This is a genomic window from Phormidium sp. CCY1219 (assembly GCF_035615515.1).
Lineage (GTDB): Bacteria > Cyanobacteriota > Cyanobacteriia > Cyanobacteriales > Laspinemataceae > CCY1219.
On record NZ_JAJENT010000799.1, the window covers coordinates 1 to 11,873 of the forward strand.

The window sequence follows — 11,873 nt, forward strand, 5'->3', positions numbered from 1 at the left end:
CGCATTTATTGTAGCCGATGCCCATTAATTTGTCAACCCCTGAGACCAGAATTTTCCCGCCAAACATGGCATTTTAACGCTAAAATAGAACAATTTTAAGGCATCCCACCTGCCTAATGGTGTCCAGACCAAAGATGAATCCAACCATGCCCCAACTGTGCCCTGAATTGCAAAAAAGATTAGCCCCGCCCCTGAAAATCGGCAACCTGGAGGTGAACAGTCGCGTGTTGCAATCTCCCCTTTCCGGCGTCACCGATTTGGTATTTCGTCGCCTGGTGCGGCGCTATGCCCCAGAGTCGATGATGTACACGGAAATGGTTCATGCCAGTGGGTTGCGCTACGCGCGGGAATTGCCCAAAATCATGGAAGTTTACCCGCAAGAACGACCGATAAGCATTCAACTGTTTGACTGTCGTCCGCAGTTCCTCGCCGAAGCGGCGGTGATGGCGGTTCGGGAAGGAGCCGATACCATCGATATTAACATGGGTTGCCCGGTGAATAAAATTACCAAAAACGGGGGCGGTTCCTCCTTGCTGCGCGATCCGAACACTGCAGAGGCGATCGTGCGGGCGGTGGTGCAGGCGGTGGCGGTGCCGGTGACGGTGAAAACTCGCATCGGATGGTGCGATGAGGAGATTAACATTTTCGACTTTGCCCGTCGGATGGAAGATGCCGGTGCCCAGATGATTACCATTCACGGGCGCACTCGGGCGCAGGGATATAACGGTACGGCACGATGGGATATTATCGCTCAGGTAAAAGAGATGCTCTCGATTCCCACGATCGCCAATGGAGATATCGTTTCCGTAGAGTCGGCGGTGCGCTGCTTGCAGGAAACCGGGGCGGATGGGGTCATGTGTTCGCGCGGTACTTTGGGCTATCCATTTTTAGTGGGAGAAATCGACTATTTCTTGAAAACCGGCCAGCAGTTGCCCGCCCCCACGGCAATCCAGCGGTTGGAATGTGCGAAAGAACACTTACAGGCATTGTGGGAGTACAAGGGCGATCGCGGCATTCGCCAATCTCGCAAGCACATGACCTGGTATGCCAAAGGGTTCGTCGGTGCGGGGGAATTGCGCGATCGCTTGGCGCGGGTAGAGTCAGTGGCACAAGGATGCGCCTTAATCGATGGCGCGATCGCGCAGTTGGCACAGGGTAACGCCGCAGACACAGCAACCTCGCAGCTCCAACCCGCCTAGGGCGTCAGTTCAGCCAGGGTGAGGTACTAGGTTTCTCAGTTGCGTTATCTCCACCCCCAGAGATAAGGAAGCAGTAGCTCAGAAGTGCGTTCCCAGCATGTGCTGGGAACGAGGCAATAAAGAGTCCGCGTAGGCGGAGGAAGAAAAGCCCAGACAGGGATTTCAATCGCCCGCTTCAATCGCCCGGGATTAAGCCGGCAAATGGCTCATGCGGCGTAGATTGAGGACGTCGCTGATTTGGCGAATTTGGGTAAAAGTGCGTTCTAGCTGAGGCCGATCGCGGATATCGATACCCAGTTCGATGGTTGCCGGTTTGCCCATATAGGTTCGCACATTAGCACTGCGGACATTGACATTATTATCCTTCAAGCGAGATAAAATATCATTGAGAACCCCCACGCGGTCGAGCACTTCGATTTGAATCTCCACCGGATAGGTATGGGGACGCCCCTCTTTTTCGTTTTGGGGATTCCAGCTTACCGGAATCAAGCGATCGCCGACGATATTTTCCACATTAGCGCACCCTTGGCGGTGAATCGAAATACCGCGATCGCCGCGCGTCACCACGCCAATAATCGGTTCGCCTGGAATCGGCGTACAACATCCCGCCATATGATACACCAACCCTTCCACGCCGGCGATCGGGGATTGACCGCCAGTGGAGGGGGGAGGTGCCGGTCGAGGGGCGGAAGTCGGGGGCAAAATCACCTCGATTTCTTCCACCGGTTGCTGTTGCGTCACCGTATCGCGCAAGCGATTCACCACTTGATTGAGGGTGACTTCCCCATACCCCAACCCAGCGAGCAAATCCTCTACACTGTGATAATTGCATCGCCCGGCCACCTGCAGCATCGGTTCGGACTTGAGCAGCGCTTCAAACCCATTTTTGCCCACTTCCTTCTCCAACAGCTCTCGACCGCGATTCACGTTTTCTTCCCGGTGCGATCGCTTATACCACTGGCGGATGCGAGTTTTCGCCGTGGTGGTGCAGACAAAATTCAACCAATCCAAACTGGGATGACTGTTTTTCTGGGTAATAATCTCGACGATATCCCCATTTTTCAACGGCGTCCCCAAGGGTACGATCCGGTCATTCACCTTCGCCCCCGCACAGTGATTCCCTACCTCTGTATGAATCCGATAGGCAAAATCCACCGGGGTTGCCCCTTGCTGTAGGGACATCAAATCCCCTTGCGGGGTAAACACATAAACATCTTCGTCAAATAAATTATCCTTGACGTTTTCCAGATATTCCTGTGCATCCTTGAGGTCGCTTTGCCATTCCAATAACTGACGCAACCAGGTAAATTTTTCATCTTCTCCGGTCAGTTTGGTATTGCTTGACCCAGTTTCTTTATACTTCCAATGGGCCGCAATCCCATATTCGGCAATATGGTGCATTTCCAGGGTGCGAATTTGCACTTCGATGGGGCGTCCGGTTTGTCCGATGACCACCGTATGCAAGGATTGATAGCGATTGGGTTTGGGCAATCCGATATAATCTTTAAAGCGACCGGGGATCGGGCGGAAGGCATCGTGAACGATCGCCAAAGCGCGATAGCATTCTTCGTTTTTTTCGACGATTAACCGAATTGCCGCCACATCGTAAATTTCTTCAAATTTTTTCTTTTGGCGCTGCATCTTTTGGTAAATCCCATACAGATGCTTGGGACGTCCGCTAATATCGATGCAAGAGATCCCCACTCCTTCTAAACGATCGCGCAATACTTGCTTCACCTGGGTCAGTCGCGCTTCGCGATCGGTGCGCTTTTCGGTGACTAAACTCTGCATCTCGCGATACGCTTCTGGTTCGAGATACTTAAAGGACAAGTCCTCTAATTCCCATTTAAACCGCCCGATCCCCAATCGATTCGCTAAGGGGGCGAAGATTTCGCGGGTTTCGAGGGCGATGCGGCGACGTTTGGCATCGGGGAGGGACTCGAGGGTTCGCATGTTGTGCAAGCGATCGGCCAATTTGACCACAATCACCCGAATGTCTTTCGCCATTGCCAAAAACATTCGGCGGAAATTCTCCGCCTGTCGTTCGGTTTTGCTCGAAAAGTTAAATTTCGATAGCTTGGTGACGCCTTCGACGAGTTGGCGGACTTCTGGACCGAAGCGCTGTTCGATTTCTTCCGGGGTGACGTCGGTATCTTCTACCACGTCATGCAAAAACCCGGCGGCGATCGTGGTGCTGCTTCCCCCGAGATCGCGCAGTAACCCCGCCACCGCAATCGGATGGATGATGTAGGGTTCTCCGGATTTTCGCCGCTGACATTCGTGCAGGCGATAGGCGAACTCAAACGCCCGACAGACGAGGGAATTCTCTTCCGGCGTCATGTTGAACGGGGTCATGTCGGGAGAGTCTTCGCGTGCAATTAAGCACTTTTGTAACCAGTCGGGAATTTCTACTTCAAAGGTACAGGTTTGAGCAACGGGATTCATAATCATGTCGTTTAAAAGAATAACAATACAAGAGGTTCGGCAATACTTGCCAATTTTAGGCGATTTTCTGTATCTTGCGATACAGATAGGGGATTGATTTTCCTAAATTTGTCGGCGATCGCTGGCAGGCATGGAGGGGGTTGAGTTCCGCAACTCCCCGCTTGTAAAGCCTTTCGCACTCGTGAAGAGACTGCGTGAAACGCCGAGGTTCGGGGTTTGCCTAATGTAAAGCTTTATTAAATTGTACGAATTGCCTACTCTAATAATATAGACAACTTTTTTCAACTTATGCTGCCAGAGGTTCATTACCAGCGCTATCGAGAATTTAAGGACGCGCTGTTGCGGTTGCAAGAGCGTGTGGATGCACCTTCTGTGGATAAAACCGCTTTAAAAGCGGCGGCGGGGGACTTGCAGCATGTGTTCCAGGAGCAAATTTTACCGTTGCCGATGGATGCTTTAGACCCCGCAGATGTGTCCCGGGTGCAGTCGTATCGCACGGAAATGCACAAGCAGCAGCGGTTGTTGGGCAATGATGCGCTCTTCCTGCTGTCGGCGCGACAACCGACGACGGTGCAGCAGCGCCTTGATGCCATTCGCGATCGCCTGCAACGGTTAATTCGCTACTGCGATGCGCTGCTCGAGGTTAATAATAGTTGAAAGGTCAGGGTTGGCGATCGCCGCCGTGGGGATCGCTCCGGATCCGGGGCGATCGCCGCGCGATCTCCTCCCCTTGTGTTTAGAGTAACCGTTCGACCAGGTAAATTGCAAAACATGGAATGCCCAAAAGACCGAACCGTGACCCTTAGCGATGGCTTTTTATCCGGGGATCTGGCGGTGAAGCACTGCCCGGAATGTCAGGGAAATTGGATACCGCCGGATGAATACGATCGCTGGAAAATTTCTCAAGAACAGCGGGAGGTACCCCCCACGCAAGTCGCTAGGGAAATGGCCGATAATTTTGTCCCGGCCCGTCAGGATATGAAGGCGGGGTTGTGCCCGGAGTGCAAGCGCTATCTGTCTCGCGCTAAGGTTATGGTGCGAACCCCGTTTTATGTGGAGCGCTGTCCGAGTTGCGGCGGGATCTGGTGCGATCGCGGGGAGTGGGAACTCCTAGAAGAGTTGGGACTGCACGATACTCTCGAGCAGCTCTTTTCCAGCGATTGGCAAGCGCAAGTCCGCTCTGTGGTTCATGCGGATAAAGAACGACTTGCCACCATCGATAAGTTGGGACCAGAGGTGGCTGAAATGGTTTTTGAATTGGCGGAAGTCCTGGAAAATCATCCGAATGGTGATTTTGGCGTGGCTTATTTAATGCGCCGATTTGATAAGCCTCAATAGAGGTCCGCATCAGAAGAATTAAGCGGGGAAAATTTCAGTCAATTTTCTGCTCAATTTTTGATTCTTCTGCAAGATTTACGGATAATCTAAGTTCTACAATCGACAATCCAAAATGGGGATGAGTGAAGCTTTATTTCGCGTGGAAAATCTGCGGGTTGCCTATCCGACGGGCAACGGTGGCGCAGGGAGGGATCCGGTTTGGGCGGTGGACGATGTGTCGTTCGAGCTCGCACCGGGGGAACGATTGGGACTGGTGGGAGAATCGGGCTGCGGAAAGTCTACTTTGGGACGGGCGGCGATGCGCTTGCTCCCCCCCACTAGCCAGGTTGAAGGACGGGTCTATTTTCAGGGAAAATCGGTGTTCGATTTGTCGCCGGAGGAGTTGCGCCGCTTTCGGGGGGAGGCGGTGGCGCTGGTGTTTCAGGATCCGATGACGCGCTTGGATCCCCTGATGACGATTGGAGAACATTGTATAGAAACCGTACTATCTCACAAAAAGAGCTTGACCCGCAAGCAAGCGAAGGAGAAGGCGATCGCGACCTTGGAGGCGGTGAAAATTCCGGCGGCACGCTGGTCTCAATATCCGCACGAGTTTAGCGGGGGAATGCGTCAGCGGGTGGCGATCGCTCTGGCCCTGTTGCTCGACCCCAAGTTAATCGTGGCGGACGAACCTACTACCAGTTTGGATGTCACCGTGTCGGCGGAAATTTTACAAGAACTGACCCGCTTGTGCCGCGATCGCGATTTGGCTTTGGTCTTGATTTCTCACGATTTGGCAATGGTGGGAGAATACTGCGATCGCATTGCCGTTATGTATAAGGGCGCACTGGTGGAAATGGGACAGACCGATTCGGTGTTGTTCTCTGCGCAACACCACTATACGCGATCGCTCCTGGAAGCCGCGCTCCACATCCAGGCGGTGGAGGAAGAATCCGCCGCCCCGCCTCCCGCGCAGAACCCTCCCCCCCTGCTGCAGGTGCGACAATTGCAACAACACTACACCTTAGAGTGCAATTTCATCGAGCGGTTGTTGTCCAAACAAAGCCAAACCATTAAAGCGGTGGATGGGGTGAGTTTGGAAATTTACCCGGGGGAAATTCTCGGTTTGGTGGGAGAATCGGGATGCGGAAAAAGTACCCTGTCGCGCACGATTTTGCAGTTGGTCGAACCCACTGGGGGGACGGTGGAGTTTTTAGGACAAGATTTAACCAAGCTCTCGCCGCGATCGGTGCGCCAGCAGCGCCGTCACATGCAAATGGTGTTTCAGGATCCCCTCGCCTGTCTCAATCCAATGATGACTATCGGACAAAGCATCGCGGATCCCCTGTTGATTCACCATCTGGCTTCCGCCGATAAGGCTCAGCAAGAGGTGTTTTACATGCTCGATCGCGTGGGATTGACCCCGGTGGAGGAATTTTACCATCGCTTCCCCTCGGAGTTGTCTGGGGGCCAGCAGCAACGAGTGGCGATCGCTCGGGCGCTGATTACTCGTCCTCAGTTGGTGATTTGCGATGAACCCGTCAGCATGCTCGATGCTAGCGTGCAGTCTCAGGTGTTGCAGTTGATGTTGGAGCTAAAGCGCGAGTTTGAACTCACCTATTTGTTTATTACGCACGATTTGTGGGTGGCGCGATTTTTCTGCGATCGCATTGCAGTGATGAATTCCGGGCAAATTGTCGAAATCGGCAATACCCGCGAGATTTTCACCAATCCCCAGCATCCCTACACCAAAACCTTGCTCGACGCCGCCCCCCTGCTGGCCCGCACCGGATAAGCGGTTAAACTCTTAAATTGCTTTCGCGTCGCCTGTGTCTCTCCGGGAAATAAGCTCAGCTTGTGCTTATTCCCGGTATGTTTTTGCGGAATTTACCCGGGGCAAAATAACCGAAGTTTTTATGCAATTTAAAAGTGGCAATTGCCCAGGGGAGCGCTACTGGAAACGAGAGAATTGTTAACAATGTTTAGTAAGTAAAAAGTCTCATTCAGCATAAGTTTGTTAATTTTTGTGTAAAAACCTATACAGTTTGGCAATTCGCAAGTCAAAATGAAGACAGAAAGATGAAAATCTTTGTTGAATTCGAGGGTGGCGAGCATCCGAATCCTTACGGGGTGGGATAGCAAGCCATAGAATAAAATATGACTCCAGATGTAATTAACAGCTTATGGATCGTTGCCGTTGTGACGATTTTCACGATTATGTACTGCCCCCTGCTGTGCTGGGTTCTGCCCAACCGCACCGGATCGGCGTAGGGGCCGATAAAATAGAGGAAATGCTCCCACAGTTTAATGCTGTGGGATTTTTTTTGGGTAGGGGCGTCATGTCATCTCCGGAGGAATAGTCAGAAAACGGATTAGTGCGGGTAGGGGGACTTACCCTGCTAAGGCGGGATTTCAATCGAGTGCTTTTTATTTAATCCTCGGATAATTTGACGCGCTGAGGCCCCTGGATCCAATGGAGAATGAGGGTTAAGTATGAATTCTGGATGGGCGAGTGGCGACGCCCCAGGGTGGGGGTTGGAGTTGCGGGATGCGGTTGCGGGGATGGAGATGCGATCGCTACCCCGGGGGTGTTACGCGATCGAGGGAGTGAAATTAGGGGAAAATCATAGCCCGCTTAAGTGGACAATTCCCGCAAACTTTCCAACGATGCCAACCTTTCCGGCAAACCGCGCAATCTTTCTGCCATCAATTCTTCTTCTTTATCCCACCCATTTCGCCGGCAAAGGGCGCGACTGGAAAGGGTGCTAGAGGCACTAGAACGAGACGAAGATTGGGGGTTTAAATAATTGGATGAGTGCCGTTGTGCTTCATAGATCGAACCAGGCATGATATGTTCCTCAAAAACTGCATTGGGAGGTTCTGCGATCGCATAAGATTGAACGCTCCCTATTCTTATTATTCCCGAGTTTTGGGTCGAATCCGCATTTTTGTGATATTGCTTAATAACTACCGGGGATCGAGCCAAATTAAGCCAAATGGCCCTTGACAATTCTAAATTTATCCCCATTTAACGGGACGATTAGCGAATCTTAACCGGGGGCGATGCCAGGTTCCGCTTTGGGTTCCCAGGGTTGTCCTGGGACCCCTTGCAAAGAAACGCAATACCGTTAATATTGCGGCACTGACGGATCGATTTGCTCGCTCCACGCCAGAATTCCGCCTGTCACATTCGTCCCTTCGATGCCCGCTTCTTTAAGAATTTGCAGTGCTTTGCTCGCGCGCCCGCCTTTTTTGCAGTGGGCAATTAGCCGTTTCCCGTTCGCGACTTCTTTCACCTTTTCCACCCCCTCGCCGCGTTCGATGTCGGGAAGGGGAACCAGGACCGAACCGGGAATTTTACCGATTTCATATTCATCCGGGTTGCGGACATCGACCAGTACGAAATCTGTGGCATCGCTATCGATAAGCTGTTTTAGCTCTTGCACGGTCATTTCGGGGATTTCCATCTTCTGTTGTGCCTCCTTTGCTTTAGCTTGGGGTATTCCGCAGAACTGCTCGTAATCTATCAGACGGTCGATCGTCGGACGAACCGGATTGGGTGTGAGCTTCAGTTCCCGGAATTTCATTTCTAAAGCATTATAAAGCAATAAGCGTCCGCTCAGGGTCTTGCCCACACCGGTAATGATTTTCACGGTTTCGGTGGCTTGGATGACGCCGATCAGTCCGGGCAAAATGCCTAATACGCCGCCTTCCGCGCAAGAAGGCACTAGTCCTGGCGGTGGCGGTTCGGGATACAAGTCGCGATAGTTCGGGCCGCCTTGGTAATTAAATACACTGGCTTGACCTTCAAACCGAAAGATGGATCCGTAAACATTCGGCTTATCTAGCAAGACGCAAGCATCGTTGAGCAGATAGCGGGTGGGAAAGTTATCCGTCCCATCCACCACAATATCGTAAGGTTTGAGGATGTCTAAGGCGTTTTGCGAGGTTAGGCGGGTGTTGTATAAGTCAACTTGGCAGAAGGGATTGATATCCAGGATGCGGCGTTTGGCGGATTCGATTTTTGGTTGATTCACCCAGGAGGTACCGTGAATGATTTGCCGTTGCAGGTTGGAGGTATCGACAATATCGAAATCTACGATGCCGATCCGCCCAATTCCGGCGGCGGCGAGATAAAGCAGCAGGGGAGAACCGAGTCCCCCGGTACCGATACAGATGACCCTGGCGGCTTTGAGGCGCTTTTGCCCGGTGACGCCAATTTCGGGCAAGGTCAGGTGGCGCGAGTAGCGTTGGTAGTCGTCGTGGGTTAAGGAGATGCTGTCCGGATTGGGGTTGAGCATGGTAGTCTTGGGAGGACACAGAGATTTATTATTGTATCGAAGTTCGGGAAATTGCCGGGGGTTGAGATTTCCCCGGGTTTAGGGAATATCCCTGCGGAGGGGGGCGGGTTGGAATTGATGGGCGTCGTCGAGAATCCAGTGGCGCAGGTCCGTGGCTTTTCCCTGGTGTACCGAGATGATGAGGTAGGAGTAGGGCGAGGTTGCATTTTGCCGATCGCACTGGGAGGGGATAGGGGGGCGATCGGGATGGGAATGATAAATGCCGATAATGCTCAAATTGCGATCGCGCCCCTGCTTCTGTGCCCGCAACAGCTCTATCGGGTCAATAGCATATCGCCGCGCTTTTGTCAAGCCTTTTTCCCCGCTTCCGGCGGCGCAATTTAGAGATTGATTGGGGAGCAATTCGGCGGCGCGGTCCGGATTCCACACATTCTCGGTTTCCCAAACCGCGATCGCGATTTTCTCTCCCCCTGTCACGCAACCCAACAGCAACCCGCAGCACTCCTCGGGGTAAGTGCGTTCTGCATGAGTGCGAATTTTATCGAGATGTTCCGGTTGCAGTTGCAGGCGCAAGGCGACAAAAATGGGAGGGCTTTCCCTGCGATCGTACCACACCCCGCACCCCCCAACGTAGGGTGCGTCACCCCCCGCCGCCCATCCGTGGGACTCTCACACAATGGAATTGGGGGTAACGCACCAACCCCATGCGTTACCAAGGACTACCAATCATGGTAAACGCCGCCCAATAATAAGGATGAGACAAATTGCGATCGCCGATTTGTGCTAAAGTCGCAGGCAGTGCTACGCCGCGCAATTGCCCACTTCCGCGCAATTCACCCTCGGTAATTTTCACCTCACCTGCCAGCATCGCCAGTTGGGCTTGGCGCAATGCTTCGGCTTTAATTGGTACTTGAGATAAATGCTGATAAAATTCTGTCATCAATCCCAAAGTGCCTTCATCGCTCACATACCATAAAGACGCTAAAGCAGTTTTCACCCCTGCCGCCACGGCTAACCCAGCAAAGCCTAACTCCGCTGTTTCATCCCCGAGGGCAGTGCGACAGGCACTTAAGACCAATAACTCAACGGGAGGATTATTCCACCCTAATGTTCGCAATTCCCCGAGATGTAATTGCTCGTTCCAAAGCTGAATAAACGAATTGCTTTTATCCCCGGCATTAAATTCCGCATGAGTGGCCAAATGAATGATTTCATAGGGATACTCTTGCCGTTCTTTCAATAAATTAACGCGAGTAAAGTCTTGGTTAATTAAGGCTTCTCCTTGCCACAGAGTTTTCGCAATTGTAGATAATTCTACCGGAACGGCAGGTAAGGGATTGAGTTGGGTAAATTCACTGGCTCCCATTGCTAAAACCCGCGCGTTTTGCAGGGGAACGTAGCGCATATCGGTTAAACTGACGCTGGGAATCAACGCCATAGAGTATTTTTCAATCAGGAATCGTTCGCCATCATGGAGAGCGGCGATCGGCAGCGATCGCAATCCAGAATCCATATTAAACAGCAAGGTATCGATGCCGCGCGCTTTCAGTTCTTCTTCTAATGGGGCAATTAACCATTGATAAAGTTGTTGCGCCGGCTCTAAATATCGAGTGGTATTGAGGAATCTGGGATTGGTGATTGCCGAACGCAATTTTTGCACGGTTTGCAGCAGCACTTCGCGGTTCGCTTCGGTAATACTTTCGCGAATCGGAGTGCCATCAGCAGTGACTAACACCAATTCTAGGCGATCGCTTAGCAGCATAGTATAAAAAATTCCCGCCCGGGTGCCGGTTTGCTGGGTAATCTCGCTCAGAGTATCCCGAATGCTTTGCGGAGATTGGAAATTCTCCGAGAGATTTTGTCCGAAATAATCGGAAAATTGCTGATTTTGTACGCGATCGAGCTGCATTACCGCACTACCGATATTTCCCGCATTTAAGCTCTCGGTAACGGGAGTGAGATTTGCCGCCACTTGTCGCGGGGCGGGTGTACTTGTTGACGAACTGGAGTTCTCTCCGTTGGGGGTGGATTGCCCATTGTGAGGTGCCGGTTCGCCGTTGGGGGTGGATTGCCCATTGTGAGGTGCCGGTTCGCCGTTGGGGGCGGATTGCCCATTTTGAGGTGCCGGTTCGGCATTTTGGGGCGCAGGTGCTGCAGGGGCGGGCGCAGGTGCTGCAGGGGCGGGCGCAGGTGCAGGCGATCGCATCCCTTCCACGGAAAGCGCAGTGGTATTTGCTTCCACTTGCAAAATTTGCGCCGGTGCAGAACCTCCCGAACCGGGATTCGCCGTTCCTATCTTATCCGCTTGCGGGTTGTTTGCCACCCGCAAGGAGGTATTTTCCTGCGGCGGTGGCGCTTGCTGACTCGGTTGCGGATTCGGCGCGGGTTGTTGATTCCTTGGCGGTTGATTCGGCGGAGGTTGCTGATTCCCTGGCGGTTGATTCGGCGCAGGTTGCTGATTCGGCGCAGGTTGTCGATTCCCTGGCGGTTGATTCTGTGAGGGTTGATTTGGCGCGGGTTGTTGATTCCCTGGCGGTTGATTCGGGGGAGGTTGTTGATTCCCTGGCGGTTGATTCTGTGAGGGTTGATTCGGGGGAGGTTGTTGATTCCC

At 52.6% G+C, this 11,873-nt stretch carries 9 protein-coding genes; 4 read left to right on the forward strand and 5 right to left on the reverse strand.

Translation table 11 applies throughout. The features are described 5' to 3' along the window. Nucleotides 1-146 precede the first annotated feature (146 nt). Complete coding sequence (gene dusB, locus LKK83_RS24550; RefSeq protein WP_324634059.1) at nt 147-1,199, forward strand: tRNA dihydrouridine synthase DusB; 1,053 nt, start codon at nt 147-149, stop codon at nt 1,197-1,199. A 189-nt stretch (nt 1,200-1,388) separates the two neighbouring features. Here dusB and LKK83_RS24555 read toward each other — a convergent pair whose 3' ends face one another. Next, on the reverse strand, nt 1,389-3,650 hold the full coding sequence (locus tag LKK83_RS24555) for a RelA/SpoT family protein (RefSeq protein WP_324634051.1): 2,262 nt from the start codon (nt 3,648-3,650) through the stop codon (nt 1,389-1,391). Between the two features lie 282 nt (nt 3,651-3,932). Between LKK83_RS24555 and patD the strand changes: the two genes are divergently transcribed. From patD to LKK83_RS24570, 3 genes are all read left to right on the forward strand, one after another. Further along, on the forward strand, nt 3,933-4,301 hold the full coding sequence (gene patD / locus LKK83_RS24560) for a heterocyst frequency control protein PatD (RefSeq protein ID WP_324634052.1): 369 nt from the start codon (nt 3,933-3,935) through the stop codon (nt 4,299-4,301). Between the two features lie 114 nt (nt 4,302-4,415). Next, nucleotides 4,416-4,982: a TFIIB-type zinc ribbon-containing protein gene (locus tag LKK83_RS24565; protein ID WP_324634053.1), complete on the forward strand. Its 567-nt coding sequence runs from the start codon at nt 4,416-4,418 to the stop codon at nt 4,980-4,982. 118 nt (nt 4,983-5,100) lie between these two features. Beyond that, nucleotides 5,101-6,756, forward strand: coding sequence for an ABC transporter ATP-binding protein (locus LKK83_RS24570; RefSeq protein WP_324634054.1), 1,656 nt, complete (start codon nt 5,101-5,103; stop codon nt 6,754-6,756). A gap of 840 nt (nt 6,757-7,596) precedes the next feature. Here the strand turns inward: LKK83_RS24570 and LKK83_RS24575 are convergent. From LKK83_RS24575 to LKK83_RS24590, 4 genes are all read right to left on the reverse strand, one after another. Further along, nucleotides 7,597-7,809 (reverse strand): hypothetical protein, encoded by a 213-nt coding sequence (locus LKK83_RS24575; RefSeq protein WP_324634055.1) that lies wholly within the window; start codon nt 7,807-7,809, stop codon nt 7,597-7,599. A gap of 280 nt (nt 7,810-8,089) precedes the next feature. Next, a complete protein-coding gene (gene moeB, locus LKK83_RS24580) occupies nt 8,090-9,262 on the reverse strand; it encodes a molybdopterin-synthase adenylyltransferase MoeB (protein WP_324634056.1) in 1,173 nt (390 codons plus the stop codon). 78 nt (nt 9,263-9,340) lie between these two features. Continuing rightward, on the reverse strand, nt 9,341-9,877 hold the full coding sequence (locus tag LKK83_RS24585) for a M67 family metallopeptidase (RefSeq protein ID WP_324634057.1): 537 nt from the start codon (nt 9,875-9,877) through the stop codon (nt 9,341-9,343). Nucleotides 9,878-9,971: 94 nt separating this feature from the next. Then, nucleotides 9,972-11,873, reverse strand: a 1,902-nt coding sequence (locus tag LKK83_RS24590) for a CHAT domain-containing protein (RefSeq protein WP_324634058.1), incomplete at its 5' end; no start/stop codon positions are given.